Annotated in this window: 17 protein-coding genes and 1 riboswitch; of the genes, 10 read left to right on the forward strand and 7 right to left on the reverse strand. The window is 43.8% G+C overall.

The features are described 5' to 3' along the window. Positions 1–241 precede the first annotated feature (241 nt). Complete coding sequence (locus CAG60_RS09180) at positions 242–1,528, reverse strand: cation:proton antiporter (RefSeq protein WP_158144334.1); 1,287 nt, start codon at positions 1,526–1,528, stop codon at positions 242–244. A 192-nt stretch (positions 1,529–1,720) separates the two neighbouring features. Here CAG60_RS09180 and metH point away from each other — a divergent pair, with 192 nt between their 5' ends. Further along, positions 1,721–5,401, forward strand: a complete 3,681-nt coding sequence (gene metH / locus CAG60_RS09185) for a methionine synthase (RefSeq protein ID WP_161438787.1) — start codon at positions 1,721–1,723, stop codon at positions 5,399–5,401. A gap of 52 nt (positions 5,402–5,453) precedes the next feature. On the opposite strand, the gene lysC is transcribed toward metH, so the two are convergent. Next, positions 5,454–6,803 carry a lysine-sensitive aspartokinase 3 gene (gene lysC, locus CAG60_RS09190; protein WP_161438788.1) on the reverse strand — a complete coding sequence of 450 codons (1,350 nt, stop codon included), beginning with the start codon at positions 6,801–6,803 and terminating at the stop codon, positions 5,454–5,456. Positions 6,804–6,913: 110 nt separating this feature from the next. Then, positions 6,914–7,090, reverse strand: a riboswitch (Lysine riboswitch). A 228-nt stretch (positions 7,091–7,318) separates the two neighbouring features. On the opposite strand from lysC, the gene CAG60_RS09195 reads away from it, so the two are divergent. Next, positions 7,319–8,446, forward strand: a complete 1,128-nt coding sequence (locus tag CAG60_RS09195) for a pyridoxal-phosphate-dependent aminotransferase family protein (RefSeq protein ID WP_161438789.1) — start codon at positions 7,319–7,321, stop codon at positions 8,444–8,446. A 136-nt stretch (positions 8,447–8,582) separates the two neighbouring features. Here the strand turns inward: CAG60_RS09195 and CAG60_RS09200 are convergent, their stop codons facing one another. From CAG60_RS09200 to CAG60_RS09215, 4 genes are all read right to left on the reverse strand, one after another. Continuing rightward, the gene (locus CAG60_RS09200; RefSeq protein WP_161438790.1) at positions 8,583–10,349 is read right to left on the reverse strand and encodes a PglL family O-oligosaccharyltransferase; all 1,767 of its coding nucleotides are present in this window, start codon (positions 10,347–10,349) and stop codon (positions 8,583–8,585) included. A 108-nt stretch (positions 10,350–10,457) separates the two neighbouring features. Further along, positions 10,458–13,283 carry an excinuclease ABC subunit UvrA gene (uvrA, locus tag CAG60_RS09205; protein WP_040904715.1) on the reverse strand — a complete coding sequence of 942 codons (2,826 nt, stop codon included), beginning with the start codon at positions 13,281–13,283 and terminating at the stop codon, positions 10,458–10,460. Between the two features lie 144 nt (positions 13,284–13,427). After that, a complete protein-coding gene (galU, locus tag CAG60_RS09210) occupies positions 13,428–14,297 on the reverse strand; it encodes a UTP--glucose-1-phosphate uridylyltransferase GalU (protein ID WP_154169290.1) in 870 nt (289 codons plus the stop codon). 197 nt (positions 14,298–14,494) lie between these two features. Beyond that, complete coding sequence (locus CAG60_RS09215; protein ID WP_004396115.1) at positions 14,495–15,145, reverse strand: LuxR C-terminal-related transcriptional regulator; 651 nt, start codon at positions 15,143–15,145, stop codon at positions 14,495–14,497. 282 nt (positions 15,146–15,427) lie between these two features. Here CAG60_RS09215 and CAG60_RS09220 point away from each other — a divergent pair, with 282 nt between their 5' ends. Genes CAG60_RS09220 through CAG60_RS09250 form a run of 8 tightly spaced genes read left to right on the forward strand, consistent with a single transcriptional unit; the run spans position 15,428 to position 24,334 of the window. Next, positions 15,428–15,946, forward strand: coding sequence for a single-stranded DNA-binding protein (locus CAG60_RS09220; protein ID WP_004396114.1), 519 nt, complete (start codon positions 15,428–15,430; stop codon positions 15,944–15,946). Positions 15,947–15,981: 35 nt separating this feature from the next. After that, on the forward strand, positions 15,982–16,650 hold the full coding sequence (locus CAG60_RS16645) for a hypothetical protein (RefSeq protein ID WP_237667769.1): 669 nt from the start codon (positions 15,982–15,984) through the stop codon (positions 16,648–16,650). Beyond that, positions 16,651–17,388, forward strand: a complete 738-nt coding sequence (locus CAG60_RS16650; RefSeq protein WP_237667770.1) for a site-specific integrase — start codon at positions 16,651–16,653, stop codon at positions 17,386–17,388. It abuts the gene before it with no gap. Between the two features lie 12 nt (positions 17,389–17,400). Further along, positions 17,401–18,999, forward strand: coding sequence for a tyrosine-type recombinase/integrase (locus CAG60_RS09230; RefSeq protein WP_237667771.1), 1,599 nt, complete (start codon positions 17,401–17,403; stop codon positions 18,997–18,999). Positions 19,000–19,007: 8 nt separating this feature from the next. Further along, positions 19,008–21,242, forward strand: coding sequence for a hypothetical protein (locus tag CAG60_RS09235; protein ID WP_202598554.1), 2,235 nt, complete (start codon positions 19,008–19,010; stop codon positions 21,240–21,242). Beyond that, positions 21,235–21,645, forward strand: a complete 411-nt coding sequence (locus tag CAG60_RS09240) for a hypothetical protein (protein ID WP_001083107.1) — start codon at positions 21,235–21,237, stop codon at positions 21,643–21,645. The genes CAG60_RS09235 and CAG60_RS09240 overlap by 8 nt, the downstream gene beginning before the upstream one ends. A 15-nt stretch (positions 21,646–21,660) precedes the next feature. Further along, positions 21,661–22,020 (forward strand): hypothetical protein, encoded by a 360-nt coding sequence (locus CAG60_RS09245; RefSeq protein WP_161438792.1) that lies wholly within the window; start codon positions 21,661–21,663, stop codon positions 22,018–22,020. A 10-nt stretch (positions 22,021–22,030) separates the two neighbouring features. Beyond that, on the forward strand, positions 22,031–24,334 hold the full coding sequence (locus CAG60_RS09250) for an AAA family ATPase (protein ID WP_161438793.1): 2,304 nt from the start codon (positions 22,031–22,033) through the stop codon (positions 24,332–24,334). Positions 24,335–24,541: 207 nt separating this feature from the next. On the opposite strand, the gene CAG60_RS09255 is transcribed toward CAG60_RS09250, so the two are convergent. Beyond that, positions 24,542–25,275, reverse strand: a 734-nt coding sequence (locus CAG60_RS09255; RefSeq protein WP_161438794.1) for a sterol desaturase family protein, incomplete at its 5' end; no start/stop codon positions are given.

Genomic DNA, 25,275 nt, shown 5'->3' on the forward strand with positions numbered 1-25,275 from the left:
AGACCTTTTTTGATCTAGGTACAATATTTTTAAGTTCGGCAGCCTCCAAAGCAGCGGATCCCGCTAATCGCCAAAAGATGCGTGTGTTGGGTGTTAATAGCAAATCGTAAGCCTTAACAGCAATGTTAAGGCTTTTTTATTTTCGGTTATTTACTTATTAGAACACAACATTGGCATATAAAACGGGAAAATAAGGCATAAAATAGCCCTATAACGATCAACTTATAGGGCTATTTTCATCTCAGTCTTTAGTGTTGTCTGGCTCGGCCTGCTTCGCTTTTTCAATCATTGGAGTAATGGTAGAACCTTGCACTAAGATGGAAAATACAACCACAGCATAAGTCATCACCATTACCAATTCTTTCACATCAATTAATTTATCTGGAATGACCATTACCCCAGCTGGGATAGATAGCGCCATGGCTAACGCCAATCCACCTCGTAATCCTCCCCAAGTTAGAATTCTCACTGACCATGGGTTGTAATGACGAAAGCGTTTAAAGCCCAAATAAGATATCCACACACTCAGATAGCGTCCACATAGTACGAGTGGAATGGCAAAGGCCATTAGAATCCAATCTTCTTGATGAAATTCAAACAGCAACATTGACATACCGATCAATAAAAATAATACGCCATTTAAAAATTCATCTACGAGCTCCCAGAAATGATCTAAGTGCTCTTCACTCTCTTTAGAAAAACCGATAAAACGTGTCCAGTTACCGATCATAATGCCAGACACTACCATCGCTAAGGGACCGGAAACATGGATAACATCAGCAAAAACATACCCTGCGGTTGGGATACCGATAGTGAGTAAGAGCTCCATAGAATGGTCATCAGTAGCACTGATCAAGTAATGAAAGAGTAGGCCAAGTAAAAAGCCGTAAGCAATTCCACCTAATGCTTCTTGAGCAAACAGTACAGTAACGCTGCCAATCGTTGGTGTTTCATGACCAAAAGCGATCGTGAATAGCGTGACAAAAATAACCAATCCGAAGCCGTCATTAAATAACGATTCTCCTTCAATTTGGGTCGAAATACGCTTGGGTGCATTGAGTTTTTTTACAATCGCAAGTACGGCAATCGGGTCCGTGGGGGAGATAAGGGAGCCAAACAGTAAACAATAAATCAGGTCAAGTTGAATACCAATAAACTGACAAAAGGCATACAACACAAGGCCGATGAAGAAGGTGGAGAAGAGTGTTGCTCCTAGAGCAAGTACGGTAATCTCCCACTTTTGTTCTTTTAGATTGGGTAGTTTGATCCCCAAGCCGCCTGCAAATAGCAGAAACCCTAATATGCCTTTTAACAAAAAGCTTTCAAAATTAATTCTCGTCACAGTATCAGTGGCAATTTGTGCGAGATAAAACCAATCATTTTGTCCGGCAATGATGATCAATATCGAAAGCATCATTGAACCAGCGGTAATAGCAATGGTGGTTTGCATCTTGATTATTTTACTGTTGATAAAAGCAATCAGCATCGCCGCGGCAGATAAAAAGCATAGGGTGTAGTAGACCGACATTCTCTTTCTCATTATGTAACAAGGTGTAATTAAAATTTTCGTTGTATCGATAACAAATAGCAAACATTTTATAACAATTAGGTTTTGTTAATCGCAGGATTTTCGATGTCATTAATCTGGTTTTTAGACGTCTAGATTTCTAACTAAACTGTGATAGGATGAGGAATAAATACAAGGGAGTGAGGTTTTACAGTGGGAAGTCAGGTATCCAAGCAAATTGAGCAACAACTCAAACACAGAATTTTACTGATTGATGGTGGTATGGGCACCATGATTCAGAGTTATCAGTTACAAGAGCAAGACTACCGAGGTAACAGGTTTGCTGATTGGCATTGTGACCTTAAAGGTAATAATGATCTCTTGGTTCTATCTCAACCATCATTGATCAAAGAGATCCATCATGCTTATTTAGCCGCTGGCGCTGATATTTTAGAAACGAATACTTTCAACTCGACCACCATTGCGATGGCCGATTACGATATGCAGTCATTAAGCGCAGAAATTAATTATGCTGCTGCGCAATTAGCACGCCAAGTCGCCGATGAATGGACTGAAAAAACGCCCGATAAACCACGCTATGTTGCGGGTGTACTCGGTCCGACCAACCGAACTTGCTCGATCTCGCCCGATGTAAATGATCCCGGTTATCGCAATGTCAGCTTTGATCAATTGGTTGACGCCTATTCAGAATCGACGCGAGCCTTGATTGAAGGCGGGTGCGATCTGATCATGATTGAAACGGTATTTGATACACTTAATGCGAAAGCCTGTGCTTTTGCGGTTGATGGTATCTTTGATGAATTAGGTTACGCATTACCTGTAATGATTTCAGGCACGATCACCGATGCGTCCGGAAGAACCCTTTCCGGTCAGACAACGGAAGCCTTCTATCATTCTCTGCGCCATGTTCGACCACTCTCTTTTGGTCTTAACTGTGCGCTTGGTCCCGATGAGCTGCGCCCATACGTCGCGGAATTATCGCGAATATCAGAAAGCTATGTCTCTGCTCATCCTAATGCTGGCTTACCGAATGCCTTTGGTGACTATGATCTCGGTCCCGAAGAGATGGCGGAGCATATTGCTGAATGGGCACAAGCCGGATTTTTGAATCTGGTGGGCGGTTGCTGTGGTACGACGCCTGAGCACATTGCTGCGATGGCTAAAGCGGTCGAAGGCGTGGCACCTCGTCGTTTACCTGAGCTTAACGTTGCTTGTCGTCTCTCTGGCTTAGAGCCACTCACAATTGCCAAGGAAACGTTGTTTGTTAATGTCGGTGAGCGGACTAATGTCACCGGTTCAGCACGTTTTAAGCGTCTTATTCGTGAAGAATTGTACGATGAAGCGTTAGACGTGGCGCGTGAGCAAGTGGCTAATGGCGCACAAATCATCGATATCAATATGGATGAAGGCATGCTCGATGCCAAAGCCTGTATGGTGCGTTTTTTACAGTTATGTGCTTCCGAACCTGAGATTTCTAAAGTACCGATCATGGTTGACTCGTCGAAGTGGGAAGTCATTGAAGCGGGGCTAAAGTGCATTCAAGGTAAAGGGATTGTTAACTCTATCTCTTTAAAAGAAGGTAAAGCGAAATTTATTGAACAAGCAAAGCTGGTTCGCCGTTATGGCGCGGCCGTGATTGTGATGGCATTTGATGAAGTGGGTCAAGCGGATACCCGTGAGCGTAAAGTAGAGATCTGCAGCAATGCGTATCGCATCTTAGTCGATGAAGTCGGTTTTCCACCGGAAGACATTATCTTTGATCCCAATATTTTTGCGATTGCCACAGGGATTGATGAACACAACAACTATGCGGTCGATTTTATTGAAGCGATTGCAGACATCAAACGCGGCTTACCTTATGCGATGATTTCCGGTGGGGTATCTAACGTTTCTTTTTCATTTCGAGGTAATAACTACGTTCGAGAGGCGATTCATGCCGTATTCCTCTATCACTGTTTTAAGCACGGTATGGACATGGGGATCGTTAACGCAGGTCAGTTGGAAATTTATGACAATGTGCCAGTCAGTTTACGTGAAGCAGTAGAAGATGTGGTCCTAAATCGCCGCCCTGATGCCACAGAGCGCTTACTTGAGATGGCAGAGCAGTACCGTGACAATGCGGTTGGTAAAGTTGATGATCCGGCCTTACTCGAGTGGCGTAGTTGGCCAGTAGCAAAGCGTTTAGAGCATGCTTTGGTGAAAGGAATTACTGAATTTATTATTGAAGATACCGAAGACGCTCGCCAGCAGTCCTCAAGACCATTGGATGTGATTGAAGGTCCGTTGATGGATGGCATGAACGTTGTTGGTGACTTATTTGGTGAAGGTAAAATGTTTTTACCGCAAGTGGTTAAATCGGCGCGAGTGATGAAACAGGCGGTGGCTTACCTTGAGCCGTATATTAATGCGCTCAAACAGGCCAGTTCTGCTAATGGAAAAATTTTACTCGCGACGGTGAAGGGCGATGTACACGACATCGGTAAAAATATTGTTGGTGTGGTACTGCAGTGTAATAACTACGAAATTATAGATCTTGGCGTAATGGTACCGTGTGAGCAAATCCTGAAAGTCGCCAAAGAGCAGCAAGTGGATATTATTGGTTTGTCTGGTTTGATTACGCCTTCACTAGATGAAATGGTCCATGTTGCTAAAGAGATGGAGCGACAAGGTTTTAGTTTACCGTTATTGATTGGTGGCGCGACAACCTCTAAGGCGCATACCGCAGTCAAAATTGAACAAAATTATCGTCATCCTGTCGTCTATGTGAATAACGCGTCACGCGCGGTTGGAGTGTGCAGCGCTTTGTTGTCGGATGAATTACGGCCCGCATTTGTTGAAAAGTTGGATCTCGACTATCAACGTACCAGAGAGCAGCATGCGCGCAAAACCCCGAAAACTCGCCCGATCAGTTTAGATAAAGCGCGTGCTAATAAAGTCGCTATTGATTGGCAAACCTATACACCGCCAACGCCAGCTAAACCTGGTATCCATGTCTTTGATAATTGCTCAATTGCCGTATTACGCCAGTATATCGATTGGACTCCTTTCTTTATGACGTGGTCTTTGATGGGGAAATACCCAGCCATTTTGCAGCACGAAGAAGTCGGTGAAGAAGCACAGCGTTTATTTCACGATGCTAATACACTCTTAGATAGAGTGGAGCGAGAAGGATTACTGCAAGCGAAAGGTATTTGTGGTTTGTTTCCTGCTGCCAGTGTGGGTGATGATATTGAGGTCTATGCCGATGAAACACGCACTGAGGTTGTGCATGTTTTACACCATTTACGCCAACAGACTGAAAAACCGAAAGGGGCGAACTATTGTCTTGCCGATTACATTGCTCCGAAATCGTCAGCTAAGCGAGATTGGATTGGCGCTTTTGCCGTGACGGGGGGGATTGGAGAAAGGGAGCTTGCCGATGCTTATAAAGCACAAGGGGATGATTATAATGCGATCATGATTCAAGCGGTGGCGGATCGTCTCGCGGAAGCCTTTGCTGAGTACTTACATGAGCGAGTGCGTAAAGAAATCTGGGGCTATGCGGTAGGGGAAAATCTGGCTTGTGATGATTTGATCCGCGAAAAGTATCAGGGTATTCGCCCGGCACCCGGTTATCCGGCTTGTCCTGAGCACACTGAAAAAGGCACGCTATGGCAATTGCTATCGGTTGAAGAAAATATAGGCATGTCGTTAACCAGTAGTTACGCGATGTGGCCGGGGTCATCGGTCTCGGGATGGTATTTTTCTCATCCAGATTCACGTTATTTTGCCATAGCTCAGATCCAAGAAGATCAAGTTCAAAGTTATGCTGAGCGTAAAGGTTGGGATAAATTAACCGCCGAAAAGTGGCTTGGCCCCAATATTAATGGTTAACACTCCAAATAGGCAGGTCGCATTATGACGACCTGTCTATTTGAGTTTAGTGTTATTCAAATAACTCTTGATGCAGCTTTTGAATGACCGATTTAGAGACGTGGCTATTGACTAAAAAGCAGAGATTATGGGCGCTGGCACCATAACAAATCATACGTAGATTAAATTCATCCAACACACCGAAGACCTGTTTGGCGTAGCCGGGTCTATCTTTCATCTTATTACCAATCAGCGCAACTAAGCAGAGATCGTGTTCGACTTCTACCGTACATAAAGCCTCTAACTCTTGGCGAACGTGTTGTGGTAATTCAGGATTGCCGCCTGACGTATCGGTTTTATCTAAGGTTAGCGATACACTAATTTCTGAAGTCGTGATCAGATCAACGGAAATCTTATGTTTTGCCAAAATCTCAAACACTTTGGCTAAAAAACCATAAGCATGAAACATGTTAGCACTGCGTAGCGTTACCATGGTTTGATTACAGCGCAGTGCAAGGGCTCGAAACAGCGGGGTACTGTCGACCTGTTGGCGGATCCAAGTGCCTCCCTCTTGTGGTGCTTTGGACGAGCCCACAAAAACAGGAATACCATGACGAATCGCAGGTACTAGTGTTGAAGGGTGAAGAATTTTAGCACCAAAATTGGCCATTTCTGATGCTTCACTAAAACTGATTTCGGAAATTGGAGCGGCTTTGGTAACAATCCGTGGATCGGTGGTGTAAATACCCGGTACATCGGTCCAAATTTCTAGGCCACAGGCTTGCATTGCTTCGGCAAATAATGCCGCTGAATAATCACTGCCTCCTCGACCAAGGGTCGTGGTATTGCCTTCTTGATCGGCACCAATAAAACCTTGAGTAATCACGACGTGTTGTTGGCACAGTGGGTGTAATTTTTCAGTCACTAAAGATTGTACAGCGGCCAGCTGTGGCTCTGCTCGGCCATAGTGATCATCAGTACGCATCACTTGACGAGCATCAAAGCGTACGGCATCGACGCCACGCTCACGAAGGATTTGGGTGAGTAAATAAGTGGACATTAACTCCCCACAAGCAACAAGATGGTCGGTTAACTTTTTACTGACTTCAAACGCGGCGGCCTCTGCGGCTCGGCGTACCGTGTCTAAAATGGTTTCTATCTCAGCGCTGACCGTTTGCGGTGCGGTTAAAGACTCGATAATCGTGTAGTGAATATCCGCTAATTGCTGAATAATCATCGCTCGCTGTTGGCTATCTTGTACTCCGTTTGCCAATTCAACCAGTAGATTGGTTACTCCTGAACAGGCACTGATCACCACTAACTTCGTCGTCGGATTATTTTCGATGATCGCGGCACAGCCGCTCATCGCTTGAAAATTAGCAACACTTGTTCCGCCAAATTTAGCGACATTGAATGCGTTCACAGCATGTCTCCCAAGACTTCCTATAAATAAAAAATAGTTGGTAATCCAACGTCCAATGTTTTGAAGAGTGTGAACTGAGAGCAAATAAAGAGGGATAACGGTTAAGCAATGTCCTCAGAAGCTCTTCATCAGTTTCGTCTGATGACAGTCACAGGGATTCAGCCCATGCAACCGGTAAATCAAAGCCTCACCTTTGTTTTACCTCGGCACTGCTCCCCATGAATCGTTTGTATTGGAGTTGAGGCTCCACAAATGATCTGCCTGGGCAGTGCTCCTCTTCTGCTATACCGTCAAGATTTAACGTGGTGTTGTTAGGTTAAGTCTCTTCGGTATAGATAGCGCATTCATTGAACGGTTTTGTTTGATTAATGTCAATTGCAAATGTTGCTACTCATGCAAATAAAAATGATCAGAATGTGAAAGTGGTTGGACCCCTAGACTTCGGTCGGATTGTGGTGGGAGGTGATTTGCATTAACCTCAACCATTCACGTCATCGAAAAAGCAAGGAGCAATTATGGCTATTAGCAGTTTTATTCCACCTCGTCGGATCTTGATGGGACCTGGACCTTCAGATATTTCACCGCAAGTATTACAGGCCTTAAGCCGACCGACCGTTGGTCATCTGGATCCATTATTTATTCGCATGATGGATGAACTGAAGCAGTTACTACAATATGCCTTTCAAACCCAAAACGAATTCACGATTGCGGTTTCAGCGCCAGGGAGTGCGGGTATGGAGGCCTGTTTTGTTAATTTGGTCGAACCTGGTGACAAAGTGATTGTCTGTCGTAATGGGGTGTTTGGCGAGCGAATGCGAGAAAATGCCGTTCGCTGTGGCGGACAAGTGGTTGTGATTGATGATGAATGGGGAAAGCCAGTTTCAATCGAAAAAGTGGCCACTACGTTAGCTGAACACAGCGATGCGAAAATGTTGGCTTTTGTACATGCCGAGACCTCAACGGGTGCTTGCAGTGATGCGCAAGCCCTCAGTCAATTAGCAAAACAGTATGGCATGTTGACAATCGTGGATGCCGTGACATCGCTTGGTGGTGTACCGCTATTGGTCGATGAGTGGCAACTGGATGCGGTGTATTCTGGAAGTCAGAAATGCCTATCTTGTGTGCCCGGTTTATCGCCATTAACTTTTTCTCCCGCTGCGATTGATAAAATACACGCGCGTACCACACCGATTCAAAGTTGGTTCCTCGACCAAAGCTTAGTCCTCGGGTATTGGAGTGGGGCAAGCAAACGCAGTTACCATCATACGGCGCCTGTGAATAGCTTGTACGCTTTACACGAAGCGTTACTGCTACTGCAACAAGAGGGACTAGACAACGCGTGGGATCGCCATCGCCGAATGCACAATATATTGAAACAAGGTTTAGAGGCGCTGGGATTAACCTTTGTAGTTGATGAAGCCAGTCGTCTACCGCAACTGAATACGGTGTATATTCCTCAAGGCGTAGATGATGCAGCCCTGCGTGACTATTTGCTTAATCATTACAACTTAGAGATAGGTGCTGGATTAGGAGCATTAGCAGGTAAAGCATGGCGAATTGGGTTGATGGGATACGCGGCGCGCCCAGAAAACATCGCCTTATGTCTGAAAGCGTTGCAAGACGGACTTGCCTTACAGCGATAACGCCGTATCGATGACGTGTTAAACGGCGGTATTCCCCTAATTCATTGATGAATGTTTATTGTCTGGTTAGGGGATTCTTAGCCTCTTTTGACGACACGTGTTGTTGGAAAGGCGTATCGTTGCTGGTTAAGCATCATCACTCACTAGACGCCGGAACGATGGTGCTGTCCGATGACGGAAAAGAAGAACTCGGCGGCGTGAAATCGAGCGTCGGGAAGAGGAACTCCGCTTCTGAACGGATTTGCGCCGCTCGGCTCTCATCGCCTAAGCCTTGATAAGCCAAGATGAGGTTACGATAAAAAGCGGGTCTTGGTTTATGCTGAATAACCGATAATGACCAATCGATATAAGGCTGGATGTAGTCAGTTCGTTGCTGATGCAAGCCTAGATTGAGGTAGGTGCTGTAAATATTCCAGTCGAAACGATCTCGCCATACCAATGGATTGGTGACCTTATGTAAAATATCAGGATTGGGTGGATTCGATTTTTCGAATTGAGTAAGCACATAATTACTGTGCAGTGACGTTAACATATATAGGCTAGTGATAATCGGTAGCACTAAGCTCAGGATGCGTAGTAATGAACCACTGAGATGGCTAAAAGAGAAGGTGCGATATCGGGTAACTCGCTGATCAATCCAATACAGCAGAACGATAAAGCTAATCCAGTGAATGGCTGAATGATAAAACGGGTACTCCAATTGACTATGCACAACAATCGGCACGAGAAGTGCAAGCATAGCGAGGCGAGTCCCTTTTTTCGCTGTCCGGATTTTCAGTAATACAAACCCAGCAGCAATCGCAATTCCCAGTAGGGGTAATAGTCCGCCTTCGACGCCCCAAAAAAGCAGTTCATTATGTGGATGATCCATAGCAGGTAATCCTGCAGGATAATTAGGGTTCAGTTGATGTTGGCGGGCAGTGTACAGCAAATATTCGGTTTCAAAATTCCCATAGCCATAACCGGTAAACGGCTTTTCAATCAACATGTCTACGGTTTGTGGAAAGGTATAGCGTCTTGGGCTATCAAGGTCCGCTTTACTGGTCACCATATCGCTGGTGCTCTGGCTGTACATGGCCACAAACCCCAGTAACACACCGCTAAGACTGGCGCTGATCCAGTAAACCAATCGGCGACGCGGAGCAAAACGATAAAGATAAGGTAAAATCATCATCGTTCCTAACACGGCAGATAACCAGCCAGTACGTGACGCTAACACGACTAACAAAGGCAGAGTTAGCAGCGGTGTAAGATAGAGCAGACCAATTTCAAACAGTTTGGTGTCATATTTTTTAGGTTGGCGAGCCAATAAATAGCCTGATACGATCAATCCCGTTGCCATAAAACTCGCCATCACATTCGGTTGTTGGAAAATACCGTAGGGACGATTAGCTAACGTATTATAACCAAACCAGTTATTGGGGCTTAACAGTAAGTATTGATACAGCCCAAATGATGCCTGAATAAGAACCGCCAGCAAGATATACCATAGTAAGCGCTGTTTATGCTTATTGCTCAAATAGAACTGTTGTAAGCAGATGAACAGCGCTAAGCCAGCCCATAACCCCGTTAACCGTCCGATAGCACCAGTGAGATAAGCGTTTCCATACAAGAGTGGTGTGCTTAAAATGCAGCAACTGACAAAAAACACGACCGTTAATTTTGAATAACGCAGGCTTTGGTTGAGGGCAATTTGATACCAACCGATGGCGATGGTGATACTGACGGCTATCCATGTCGTGGGGTTAAACGATAAGGCTAATCCTGCACCACCTGGATTAGGCATAAAAAAATGCATCGCAAGCAAATAAACAGCGCCAAGGGCAATCAGGAAAGCCTTATTTAAAGGGGCTTTTGGAACAGTCGGTTGCAGTTGAGTGCCGCTGAGTAGCAAAGTCGCCATAAATCTCACAATCTATTGTTGAACATCAATCCATTATTTTTTGAAACGCAACCAGTCATAAGTGACTGGTTGCGTTACTTTAGCGTTTTTTCGCGCGGCAATATAGCCTTATTGAATGAGCAGTGGTTTTAAAAAGCGTGCAGTATGTGAGCCTGCGACTTGTGCGACCTCTTCTGGGGTACCTTCGGCAATAATTAGCCCACCCCCTTGCCCACCTTCTGGGCCCAAATCGACGATCCAGTCAGCCGTTTTAATCACATCAAGGTTGTGTTCGATAACGACGACGGTATTGCCGCGATCACGCAAGCGATGCAGCACGATCAGCAATTGCTGAATATCATGGAAATGGAGTCCAGTAGTCGGTTCATCAAGAATATAGAGTGTTTTACCGGTATCACGTTTGGATAACTCACGCGCAAGCTTAACGCGTTGTGCTTCACCTCCGGATAGGGTTGTGGCTGATTGGCCCAAGCGAATATAGGATAAACCGACATCGATCAGCGTTTGCAGCTTACGTGCAATCACAGGGACAGGCTCAAAAAACGCATGGGCTTCTTCGATGGTCATTTGCAATACTTCATCAATGCTTTTGCCCTTGTAATGGACTTCTAAGGTTTCACGGTTATAGCGTTTGCCCTTACATGCATCACAAGGCACATAAACATCGGGTAGGAAATGCATCTCAACTTTGATAACCCCATCTCCCTGACACGCCTCACAGCGCCCGCCACGGACGTTAAAACTGAATCGGCCGGGCTTATAACCTCGAGAACGAGATTCTTGAGTGCCAGCAAACAGCTCACGGATAGGCGTAAAAATACCAGTATAGGTCGCGGGGTTAGAACGTGGTGTTCTACCGATTGGGCTTTGATCAATATCGATAACCTTATCAAAATGTTCAAGACCTTTAATCGCCTTATAAGGCGCTGGTGTTGCTGTCGTCGCGCCATTTAAAGCAGTATGGGCAATGCTGAAGAAAGTATCGTTGATTAACGTTGATTTACCAGAGCCAGAAACACCAGTGACGCAGGTAAAGAGCCCGACAGGCAAAGAAAGATCGACACTTTTTAGGTTATTGCCAGACGCACCAAGCAGCTCGACCGTTTTATTCGGATCACGAGGCACTCGCTGAGTCGGAATGGCAATCTTCTTGGCTCCACTGAGATATTGGCCGGTCAATGAATGTGGATTAGCGATGATCTGCTCTACATGGCCTTCAGCAACGATGGTCCCACCATGTACACCAGCACCGGGGCCGATATCAATCACATGATCCGCCATGCGAATGGCATCTTCATCATGCTCGACAACCAGCACGGTATTACCTAAATCACGTAAATGAGTCAGGGTTTTCAGTAATCGTTCATTGTCTCGTTGATGTAAACCAATCGATGGTTCATCCAGTACATACATCACGCCAACCAGTCCAGCACCAATTTGACTGGCTAAGCGAATACGCTGTGCTTCACCGCCAGAGAGCGTTTCGGCACTGCGTGATAAATTTAGATAATTGAGTCCGACGTTGACTAAAAACTGCAAACGGTCATTAATCTCTTTCATGACCTTGTCAGCAATTTGTGCTCGCTGACCTTCGAGCTGCATAGTGGCAAAAAAGTCTAAGGCGTCGGCGATACTTAACTCAACGATCTCTGGCAGAGTGGTGTTATTGATAAACACATGGCGAGATTCCAAACGTAAGCGAGTGCCGTTACAGCTGCTGCAAGGTTTGGTTGAGATGTATTTCACCAGTTCTTCACGCACGGAGTTCGATTCGGTATCACGATAGCGGCGTTCTAAATTATGCAAAATACCTTCAAAAGGATGGCGTTTAACGCGAATGTCGCCGCGATCATTGATGTATTTAAACTCGATTTCACTTCGTCCTGAGCCATGTAATACAACTTCTTGAATGCGTTTGGGTAGTTGATTAAATGGGCGATGGAGATCAAAATCGTAGTGTTCTGCTAACGCATTCAGCATTTGAAAATAATAATAGTTTTTCTGGTCCCAACCACGGATGGCACCTTGCGCTAAACTTAAATTAGCATCTTGGATCACTCGGCTTGGGTCAAAATACTGCTGCACCCCTAAACCATCACACGTTGGGCAAGCGCCTGCTGGATTATTAAATGAGAACATTCGTGGTTCTAACTCACGCATGCTATATCCACAGTGCGGACAAGCGAAGTTAGCGGAAAATATTTGTTCTTCACCCGGTTGATCCATCGGCGCGATGACGACAATCCCTCCCGAAAGCTCTAAGGCAGTTTCGAACGATTCGGCTAAGCGTTGTTGAAGATCGCTGCGTACCTTAAACCGATCCACCACCACTTCAATGGTGTGTTTTTTATGCAGTTCTAACGTTGGTGGATCGGAAAGATCACAGGTTTCGCCGTCAATTCGGGCACGAATAAAACCTTGCGCAGCGAGATTTTCCAGCGTTTTAACGTGTTCACCTTTACGCTCTTTAATGATAGGCGCAAGCAGCATCAATTTACTGCCTTCCGGCATTTCGAGCACCTTATCGACCATCTGACTGATGGTTTGTGCCGTTAATGGGACTTGATGTTCAGGGCAACGCGGCTCGCCAACTCGTGCATAGAGTAGACGTAGATAATCATACACTTCGGTAATGGTACCGACAGTAGAGCGAGGGTTATGCGAGGTGGATTTTTGTTCAATCGAGATAGCAGGGGATAAGCCTTCAATATGATCAACATCGGGTTTCTCCATCAATGAGAGAAATTGTCGAGCATAAGCGGATAACGATTCGACATAACGACGTTGCCCCTCAGCATAAAGGGTATCGAACGCCAGCGAAGATTTCCCAGAGCCGGAAAGACCGGTGATCACAATCAGTTTGTCACGGGGAATCGTTAGATTAATGTTTTTCAGGTTGTGGGTACGCGCCCCACGTACTTCAATGTTGTCCATCCGATAAAGTCTACTGTAATACCAAGTAGGGTCAGTATTACATAGAGTGCGATTTGTGCAAATATTCACTGGATAAAAAAACAGTAAAAACGGAGCCGTTATCCAGAGGGCTCCGTCAATAAAGTGCTGACTAACCCTGAATGATTAGCCTTTAGTGGTTGATTGTTTCGCGAGTGCTACTTTTTGTTCATTCTGTTGGTATAAATGCTCAAAGCAGTAATTGGTTGCTTGGATATAGCCTTCGACGCTACCGCAATCAAAACGTTGACCTTTAAATTTATAAGCCAATACACAGCCAGACTGGGCTTGTTTGAGTAGCGCATCGGTGATTTGAATCTCGCCCCCCTTGCCAGGTTCGGTTTGCTCAATCAAATCAAAAATATCAGGAGTTAAAATATAGCGCCCAATGATCGCTAAATTACTCGGCGCTGTGCCCGGCTCTGGTTTTTCAACCATGTTATCGACACGGAACAGATCGTCTTTGATCATCTCACCAGCAATCACACCGTACTTATGTGTTTCTTCTGCAGGCACTTCTTGCACCGCAACAATCGAGCAGCGGAATTGCTTATACAGCGCGACCATTTGTGCTAAGACTCCTTGCTGAGCATTGACACATAAATCATCGGCGAGAACCACAGCAAAAGGTTCATCACCGACAAGCTCGCGGCCCGTTAAAATGGCATGCCCTAAGCCTTTCATTTCACGTTGACGAATGTAGGTAAAGTGAGCAGTATCAATAATTTGTCGAATATCGATCAGCAGTTCTTCTTTGTTGGTACCACGAATTTGGTGTTCCAACTCATAGTTCATATCAAAGTGATCCATGATTGCGTGTTTGCCCCGTCCGGTAACAATACACATTCCAGTCATACCGGCTTGAATCGCTTCTTCAACGCCATACTCGATCAATGGTTTATTCACCACTGGCATCATCTCTTTTGGCATTGATTTGGTCGCGGGTAAAAAACGAGTACCATAGCCGGCCGCAGGAAAAAGGCATTTATTAATCATTAGTCAGAACCCTATTGTTATTAAAGTGCAGTCGCTGTAAGCCCATAAAGGTTGTTGATCTTGCTTGATAAGCTTAATGCGCAACAATAGGCTAACTTTACCATGTTCTGATCGTGTGATTGAGCACATTCTGTGTTGGGGTATCGAAAATGTGCAACGCTACCTATTCTCGATAACATCCTAACAGCCCGATATCATTACTGAAAAAGATGGTGATTGGCCCAAGATATCGCTTGGGCGCGGTTTTTTACCGCGAGCTTTTTATAAATTTGGTACAAATGAGATTTTACGGTTAGTTCGCTGATAAATAAGTTCTTCGCAATATCATCGTTGGAAGCTTGCGCTTGCAAACAGCGTAAAATCTGTATTTCTCGAACCGTAAGATCGAGAGTGGCTTTGGTATGTTGCTCATGAAAGGCGTAACGAAAATGATGCAGTAATTGGTTCGAAACATGACGAGGCAACCAATTTTGGCCATTAATGATCTGTGCTAAGCCATGGGAAAGTTGCTCCGCGCTATCGGTTTGGTAAAAGAGCCCCTTTAAATTCCCAAAGCTAATTAATAGATCGGTCGGTAATCGTTTATCGACATTGAACAAAATGGTTTCCAGATAGTGAGTAGTCAGCTTTAAAGGGCCAAGTCGATGACGGATAGTACGATGATCTTGATAATCGAGCAGCAGTATCTTGTGTTTACTGTGTCGGTATTGTTGTACTAACGGTTCAGGCTCCACTTTTTCGATAGGGATCGCGAGTAGATGAAATGCTTTTTGTAACCGACTCGGAGTCGATTGATTTACGTCTGTGGTCAGATAGTAGATGGTACGCGCGTAACTCGATTTGGGCATAGGGTTCATCCTGATTGATGTACAAACACGGTTTGTTCAGCATGCCGAAAGATGAGGTACGATACGAACGGTTAATCAACGCTTTGCGTAACATATCCACGAGCTAAGTAAATGATACTATTATCAAAACTTGAAATAACGACAAGGATCGAAAAAATGATCTGTGAGTCTGGATTTTCTCTTTTGCTGATAACAGATTAAGAGCGGAGATTGGTAGTAGTCACAAAGCGTGTTATTCTTTAGCACAATATTAAAAAACCAAATTTGATGACGGAGCAGAACATGGCAACCCGTGGCGTAAATAAAGTAATTTTGGTCGGTAACTTAGGGGCTGACCCTGAAGTTCGCTATATGGCAAGTGGTGCTGCGGTAGCAAATATCACTCTGGCAACCTCAGAAAGCTGGCGTGATAAAACCACCGGCGAGCAACGTGAAAGAACGGAATGGCACCGCGTAGCCTTATATGGCAAACTCGCTGAAGTTGCGGGCGAATATTTACGTAAGGGATCGCAGGTTTATATCGAAGGTCAATTACAAACGCGTAAATGGCAAGATCAGAGCGGCCAAGATCGTTATACCACGGAAGTTGTGGTGCAAGGTTATAATGGCATTATGCAAATGTTGGGTGGTCGTCAGCAAGGTGCAGCGCCTGGACAGGGGGCTCCTCAAGGTCAACAAAGTAACTGGGGACAGCCACAACAACCTTCAGCGCAGCAATCACCGAAGCAGTCAGCACCTCAGCAAGCTCAGCCACAATATAATGAGCCGCCGATGGATTTTGATGACGATATCCCGTTCTAGGCTGGAATTTTTAATTTTTGTCAAGACGATTATGAATGGAATCTCTGAAAGCCCCGCAATGCGGGGCTTTTTTTATGGTTTTTTCTAAAGTTAAGGTTGTTATATGCATACAAGTGTACTACTTTAGTTTTGTGTGGGTTTGGAATGTAAAGACGGGGGAAGTGATTATGGGCTACAAGGCTAAAGTTTGGCGCATCGAGGACAATGGAGAACGGGCGGTTGTTGTCGTTGATGGGCAAGGAATACCTCATGATCAAATTTCTCGCTATTTACTAGGCAAACGAAAGGACCGTGCAACCAAAACAGTTTTGAATCTCGGTAAAAATATCTGTCAGCTCTATCGCTGGTCGGATTATATAGGCGTAGATATTGAAGAGCGTATTAAGACGGGCCTGATTTTTGGAATTACTGAAATTGACTCTTTAGTCTCTTATTTGTCCAAGAACCAGCGTCAGCTTAAAAAGCAAAAAGAGGATAAGGAAAGTGATGACAGTGTCTTGGCATTTGCAGGCTATGTCTCCGCAGGTGTATTGACGCAGAAAATTGACGCAGTAAGAGAGTATTTCACATGGCTAGGTCAACTTGCGGTTGAAAATAGATTGATTACTGATCCCTATTACACCGCTATTGCTCCAGCAATTAAAGATCTCAACGATGCATTAGATGCTAGAAAAGTATCGGGAATCACGAAAAAACGTATCTGATTGACAGACAAAGAGCAGCAGTTTTTGCTGTTGATTACCCATCCTACACATCCAGAAAACCCATTTGAATCTCGTACCAGAGTTCGTAATCATTTGATATTCAAAATGCTACTACTATGTGGGGTCAGGTTAGGGGAGTTAATGGCATTGAGGATCAATAACTGCCACCTTTTGGGGGACACACCGTATATCCGTTTTGGTCAAAATCTGACAAAAGAGTCAGATCCTCGTTCTGTACCGCCAGAGGCAAAAACCTTACCTCGCAATATTTATTTGACCACGGAACTAGCGGCTGATTTAGACAGCTACATAATGAATGAGCGTAAGGCGCGTGGAAAAATCGCCCGAAAAGCGCCTCCTTATGTGTTCCTTAATACTCTCAATGCTCCTACACCTATGACAGACGGAGCCTTCTACCATATGTGCAAGCTTCTATGTGAGAAGTTTCCGAAACAACTCAATAATCTTCATCCTCATCGTTTAAGGCACACATTTAACGACAATTTGGCAATAGCGTTTGGCGATTCATTGGAGAGTGAGGAGTTTTTAAAATTACAACGTTGGGCAAATGGCTGGGGGGATAACAGCAAGCAAGGTATAGATTATACCTATAATTCGACTCAAATACGTGGGCAGCGTTGTTTAAGAATGCTCCAAGAAAATATTTTGCAAGGAAATTACCATGCGTTGGATAGCGCATATCCTGAACCGAAGTACGATGAAGATTTTGATATGTAACACTCTGAGGTGATGATGAATAATCAAAATATTACAACATTCCACGACAGTGATAGTCAGGAAGCATACTCACCTTTATTTACCGACTCTCAGATAAAAGGTCGCTTGCGAGTTATCGATACGTCAACAGATACATGGGATATAGGTGAGTCAGAAGCTATATTAATTAACTTCAATCTTCTAAATGTTCACAATGTGGAGCTTATTGATCAATTTAAATACACTATTGCGTGGTTTGTAAAAAGTAAAAGTCCAAGTCATGCCTTGGCTATTTTTAATGCAGTAAAATACTTTTTAAATAGCTGCGAATTTTTAGATGATTCAGGTGAGGAGCTTGCGGAGGTATTGGCTGATGAGGTTTGTTATTATTTTGCCAATAATCGTAAGTCTTCTAGTGAGGATAGGCTAGCGTTAGTCCGACTATGGTATCAGCGTGGTGTCGCATTGAAACTCCCTATGTTTCAGAAAAATGTAGGTTATGCATTAGAACAATTAAAACTGAAAGGGCGCACCAAGGGATTAGATATTTTAGTTAATATTCCTGGTAAAAGTCCTTTAACCTCTAATAAATTGGCAGACTTACGGAAATTGTTGCAGTGTTACGCTGACCGTTTTGAGGTTGGAACTGCGGCTTATTGGCGATTGATTGCTACTTGGCTGTTTATTACTTTAGGTCTTCGTCCTAAACAACTTCGCTTGCTGATGGTTTGTGATTTAGCGGTAAATATTGATAGTATTACTCAGCGTAAATCCTATTTGTTGAATGTACCCTCTGTTAAAAAGCGATTTGAGGTGCCACGTAGTCGATTTAAATCTCGACCTATCCCTACCTTCCTCGGAGAAATGCTAGAAGCTTTGATAAACTTCAATAAGCAATGGTTAGCAGATAAAAATATTCAACTCCCTGTGACAGAGCTACCACTGTTTTATTCTGAGCCTACTTTATCCCCTCATATCAAGAGAAAGGTTGGTTCCAGAAGTAAACAATTTCGTTTCACTTTCTCTACTGTTGCTTTTGGTAAAGCAACTCAAAGTACAATCGACCTACTTAATTCTTATCAATCTGCTGTAAACCTTCCCACATTTGATGAGCAGATTACGCCACGACGTTTGCGTAAAACCTTTGCTACTCATGCAGCAGCTTGTGGTACGCCTGCAATAATGCTGATGGAGTTACTTGATCATGATGATTTGCAGCATGTAATGATTTACTACAAATTGGGAGCCAACTTCGCAATTAAGATTGATAAAGTCTACCGAGAACAGTTTGGTACAATGTTTGATTATTTCCGAGGTAAGATTACTTTGGAGGAGTTCTCTGCTGCAAATAAACATAAACAAGTTTTTGGTCCTGATAATTTACGTCGTTTGGTAGGTATTGGCTTCTGTGGAAAAAGCGGACGCTGTCGAAAAATCCCCCCTTACTCCTGTTATACGTGCCTTAAATTTGAAGCATGTAATAATAAACAAGTTCATGTCGAAGTGTTAGAAGGTATGCTTGAGGATGTAGGAGAACTATTTAAATATGAGGTTGCGCCAGGCAAGTATGAAATGGAGCATATTAATGCTTGTCGTTCATTAATTGAACGCTTAGAGGTGGAGAATCGCTAGTGAATACTATGGATGAGAAAAAGGCGTTAACCCCAGCCATAAATGAAATGGAAGACTTTCTATCTTCAAGACAAATTGCGCGAAAAAAAAGCTTACAGCAAAATACTATTTCGCTGTTTACCCCTGCCGATAATTGCTATGAAAATATGGCTGGCTTTATCGAAAGTGCTAAAAATATTCACGCACCATTGTTTGATCATACTGTTAACTGGAATGCATATACATGGAACATCGCTGGTTTCGAATCGACAGTGACTACGCGAGCCGTTACACATGCTGCGAACATTCTTTTTACAGAAGACTGTGGAAAAGCGAAAAAGGTAAAAATATCCAAAGAGGATGAGACCCCCTTTAAAGAGCCATTCGCTTCTGAGGTTAAAGCCTTTATCACCCAAAAGCACCATCAAAAGAGAGTAAAACATGAGACTCATATGGTTCTTATCGGGGTATTTAGATTGTTGTATATTGGATTAGAAGATCAGGTAGCTCCCTCATTAACTCAGCTTCGCCCTGAGCATTTCGATTTAGCGATTCGTTACGCAATGACAGTAAAGAAACTAGCTCGTACGACGCTTTCTATTTGGGGAGATAAGCTAGCTATGATTGCTGGCATATTGGACAAGAATCGCTTAACTCCTGTTTTACTCGATTGGCGAAATCCAATAGAGCGACATAGCTCCCGAGGTGGGGCTGAGCAAGCCGTCCGTGGTGGTAAGGAAGCAGAGAAAGAACGTGCAAAAAAGCTACCTAAAACGGAGGTGCTAGTATATCTAGCGGCGCTCTGGGCTAACTACGAATATATTGAAGAAAAAGATAAATCATTGCTTTGTATGGCGATTATCTTGTTGTTGGTAGGTTTTCGCATGGATGAGTTTGTCGGGTTAGATATTAATTGCATTCCCACTCGTGAAGAGTATGAGCAGGCAGAGTTTGAACTCGACCCTCAAACAGGGGTGTATGTTAGGCCACTGCGAATACGTGTTTGGGCAAAGAAAAAAGCAGAGTGGGACGAGAAAATTGTGCCGCCTTCAGCGGTCGAGACTGTATATGAAGCGGTTGAACGGTTAAAAGCCTTGAGCGCTCCTCATCGATATACCGCTAAGATGATGCTTGAAGAGGGCAAATGGGACAAGTTTATTGGGTTCGATGATGATGATTTGCTCTCGGCCAAGCAAATACAAACTCTATTAGGAATATCGGGTCGTTCCACGTCAAACACAATAACCGCGATTACACGTTTAGGCGTAGAGAAAGCACCTGAGTCCTCAAATCGTAATACTCTGTTTCGAGTTGGTGATATTCATGAGGCTGCTTCAGATGCATATCGAGAACGGATCGCTGTTGTCAAAGATGGATTTGGGCATGAGACGCTAAGTGTCCCTATTTGGGATCTTTTAACACTACGCTATCACAATCAATACACCCCGAAAGAGCGTCTGAATGTATTTGCGGAGCCTCTCAGTGGAACTTATATACAAGACTTTTTTAGGGGGCGCGATTATACAACTCGAACTCAGAAATCGGGAGTAGGCGGTGAGCAAAGGCGCATCCAAAGTGTTTTTGAACGCTATAGCTTCCCTGAAATTGAGGCTATGAATCATACCGTACGAACGCACCAGTTTCGGCATTTGCTCAATACGATGATGCAAGAATCAGATATGTTTTCTCAAGAAGATATAGCTAAGAACTTTTTGCGCTCTAATTCCCAAGATAACAGCGCCTACAACCATCAGATTGAACCAGAAAAATACGCTGAGAGAAATCGGCATATCCAGGAAAACGTCCTAAAGAAACTAAGTATTGATGCTGAGCAGGCGAAGATGGCAATTCAGCGTTATCCATTATTGTCCAATGAGGAAATGCAGCAAGATTTAGACGAATCTGGTTCATACCACTTTACGGACATTGGTCGTTGTCGGCACGACTACACACAATGGCCTTGTGGTATGCATTACTCATGTTTGCGGAACTGTATCAACTATAAGCGTGAAAAGGGTAACGCGATTGAAGTTGAAAAAATCACCGTACGACTTGAGCGAGCAGAACATCAAATGACATTAGCCAAAGAAGATGCGGATGATGAGTTTACTGGTGCCAATAACTGGTATTTGAACCACAAAGAGCTGGTTGAGGGGTGCAAAGCTGCACTTGCAATTGAGAAAGATCCAAGATTTGCGGTTGGCGAGATTGTTCAGGTTTTTCCATTCGGTGTAGATAACTGCGAAGAGGTTGAAGATGAATAGATATATTACGGCTGAAGCAGAGGAAGACATTAAAGCTTATCTGGCGACATGGGAAACAGGTAAATTCGGAAAGAAACTAAGTTGGGCAATAGTTGCGAAGGCTTTTGGTTATTCTCGCCAAGCGTTGAGTGGCAACGCCAACATTAAAGGTGCTTTCGACAAGGCTAAAACAGCATTACGTGAAGCAAACACCCAAGTAGATAACTTTAAAGAGTTAGAAAAGGAAAATCAGCGCCTTAAAAATGAACTTGATAGATTAAACAAAGAGAATTATGCGTATCAGCAAAAATACTTGAGATGGCAAATTAATGCTCAACAACGAGGAATTAGTGTTGCCATGCTGAATAAGCCCATTGATCCCAGTATGAAGGAAGAGAATCGTAGACGTTCAGAAGAAGTTTAAGAGTGAAGTTGGGATATGGCTACAAGTGTCGAACTGGAAGTTCTAAAGGAAAATATTCGGAAGAGGGAGCGGTTTCGTATTCTTCTTGATGAGATGAATGATGATGTCATCGCGAAAGGTTTGCTCAATAAGACGATTGCTCCTTTCGTTCGTAGCGATAGTGAGATTCCTCTAAAACCAGAAGCTGTTCCTAATACAGAAAATCCGATGAAGCAACTGGAGGAAGCCAAACTCAAGGCGAAACTATTGCGAACAGAAGGTAAGTTGCAACAGGCTAACCTGCGTATCCGAAAACTTGAAGCTGAGTTGAAGAAGTACACGGAGTTATCTGAATTAAATCGAGCACTCGAGCAACTGACCAGGCCACGACGTTAACAGGAAATGTATGCGTAACACTGAACCTAAGCATCATCAAGAGTGGAAAGAATTCGAAGGACTGTTGCGTATCGTCCGAGTCGAGAACAAGGACGCAGGCTGGTTTCAGGCAACTTGTACACTGATTGACGATACAGGAGAAATTTTGGATCGTGATGGACTTTATTATCTTGATGCATCACACCAGCGGATGGAACATTTCGTGGAGGTAGGGCAGATATGGATGATTGAGCAGGGAATGATGTGGTCGAGGCTCCTTACAACTCAGGATGGATATGCCAGAACCTTCTATACAATTGAACCTAAAGTTGTGAGTATCTGCCGTCCAAGCGGCAAGAGTTTGATGTGGCATTTTACTAACTGCCAATGGTATCCAGGCATTGGTGAGAAAAAGGCTGAATCACTAATTAGTACTCTAAGTGACGCTTCAGGGCATCAATCTCTCTATGAGGCGTTGGATAATCGCTTGGTCGAAAGGTTAGTAAGTGCTCCGTTGATTACACAATGGGATGCAGAGGTCTTAATAAAGGGGTGGGAGCGGCAAAGTAGTAAGCAGGTTTTAAAGTGGTTAGAAGATAAACAAATCGAGCCTACTCTGGCATGTAAAGTTTTTGCTTTCCATGGCAAGAACGCAGTTGATGCCATAGAAGCCGATCCTTATTGTCTGACATCGTTCAATATGCAATGGCGTAAGGTAGATAAACTAGCACAGCTAAAGTTCGGGATTGCTCGTGATGACGAGCGTCGCCTACAAGCTGCTGTGACGGAGGTCTTATGGGGAGCATTTAACGATCACGGACACACAAAAGTAGAATTACCTTACTTTCTACATAATATGAAGTGTTATATCGGTGACGACTTAGAGAAATGGGTTACTGCGTATATTGGAATGATTGAGCAATCTAGAGGGATAGTTCGCGGTAATTATATCCATGCCTTTGAGCCTGCTGTGATGGAGATGATGGTCGCTAATCGAATTGCTGATCTAGTATGTATCGACTATCAATCACCACTATCGATTGGAGCCATCTTATCAGTAATTCGAGATTTCGAGCACAAACAAGGCTTCAAGCTTACCAAAGAGCAAAAAGAAGCGGTTTCGAGAACAGTTTCTACTCCTTTTTCCATCATCACTGGGGGAGCTGGCGTCGGGAAAACCACAGTGTTAAAAGCTCTATATGCACTTTACGATGTTGCAGGTTTTAAGCGTGTACAGCTAGCGTTGTCTGGACGTGCAGTGCAGCGTATGAGTGAAGCAACAGGTGAGCATGCAACGACCATTGCGGGACATTTATATCACTTCAACTGGGAGAAGGTTGATAAAGACGTACTGAAAAAAATGGTTGTTGTGATTGATGAGGCATCAATGGTTGATCTTCATACTATGTATCGTTTGGTGGATACTGTGCCATCGGAAGTGCATCTAGTATTGATTGGTGATCCATTCCAACTTCCACCTATAGGTGGTGGTTTGGTCTTGCACGAACTGGTTGATCGTCCTTATTTGCCAGTATCTCATTTGACAGAGGTAAAACGAACAGCAGTTGATAGCTCAATTCCATTGGTTTCAGGAGACGTGCGAAAGGGGCGGGTGCCGAGTTATCTGGGAAACAATGTTGAGTTTCACAAGGTGGACTCGGATCATATTGTAGATAGGGCTATTAACGAATATATGAGAGACATCGAGTCATCCCAAATTCTCTGTTCCACCAATACAATGGTGGGCAGAGTGAATATCAAAGCGCAGAAGCAGTTGAATCCCAATGGAGTGGTCTTGCCTTATATCGTTGAAGGTCAGAGGTATGACTCAGAAGTTCGTCTCAATGACCCTGTAATTTGTGTAGCCAATCTCTATCATCAGGAATACGACTTACGCAATGGTTCTATGGGGCGTATTGTCGAGGTGTACGACGAGCCGAGAACCTTTGAGGTTAAACACTCAAATCGTTCTAAACAGTCGAGGCTGATAGCATCTTATGGACGTGCTCGGTGGGATAATGATTCAGGTGCAGGTTTTGAGACCGAATTGCCGCTGGAAGTCATTGAGAAGCTGCGCCTCTCTTATGCCATTACTGTACATAAAGCGCAGGGTTCACAGTTCAAACGGGTTATTTTTGCTGCTATTGATGGTCGTAACCTTGATCGAACTCTGGTGTATACCGCAATCACCCGAGCGAGTCAGCACGTTGTAGTCATGGGTGATATTGACGCAGTTAGGGAAGCTATTGTGAAGCCACCGAGTGCGACTCATAGGCTCGTTGGACTTGGAAATTTTTTGGATGAGGTATTGGGCAATAAGCTTCATTGTAAGTGACCATACAGTAGTTACGCAATTTATACAGCTCACATTTTTCGAGAAGCGCGTTAGACTAAGAAATGACTTATTTGTATTGGCTTATCGATAAGTTTTCTTCACCTAACCCAAAGTGCTTGAGCCTGACAAACCGTACGATATTTCAGAATATTGATAGATACTATAGTTGGTTTCCAGTTCAATATCTATTAACCATCGAAAATCACATTAATCCAGACTCTGAATATCTACATTGGACTTGCGTGACCTTGTTAGTCTAACTGCTCTACGGATTGGTTCAACATAGTGGTTGTATAAGCCAGAGTAAGAAGCGTACTCATCAGGGATACCAAACTCTAACTTAGTTTCTTTATTTGGATGATACTGACAACCAAACAATCGATCCCAAAATGAGAACAAAAACCCAAAGTTCTTATCATAGTGTACTGGGTTGCTACTATGATGAAGCTGATGGTAACTTGGGCTAACAAAAATATCCCTCAGGATCCTCGGATATCTTATATTAACGTGCGAGTGTTGCAAATTTAGGCCAAGAACCAAGAATAGGAACATAAATAAATTCTGTCCTGCAAAAGTGATAGCCAAGCTTTGACCATCAAAGAAAGAATTAAATAAACCACTGTATAACCCTAATAAACCACTGGTAACGATAATATAACACGCTTGGTTAACTGGATGAGAGCGATAGGCTGTTAACGGATTCAAAGTGACAGGAACATGGTGCACCTTATGAAACTCCCATAAAAACCTTACTCGATGAGCTAAATAGTGCTCCAGAAACGTACCGAAATCGAATACCAAAATTGCACCGATTGTGTATATTAAGGAGATTAACAGTGTTGGTTCAAACATGCCATGAGTATTAAAATTAGTAGTTATTACATCTAAAACAGTTGATTTGATGATAATGGCAAGTCCAAAAATCGAGCTATATACAAACC

The sequence above is a fragment of the Vibrio sp. V33_P6A3T137 genome, from assembly GCF_009904835.1.
GTDB lineage: Bacteria > Pseudomonadota > Gammaproteobacteria > Enterobacterales > Vibrionaceae > Vibrio > Vibrio metschnikovii.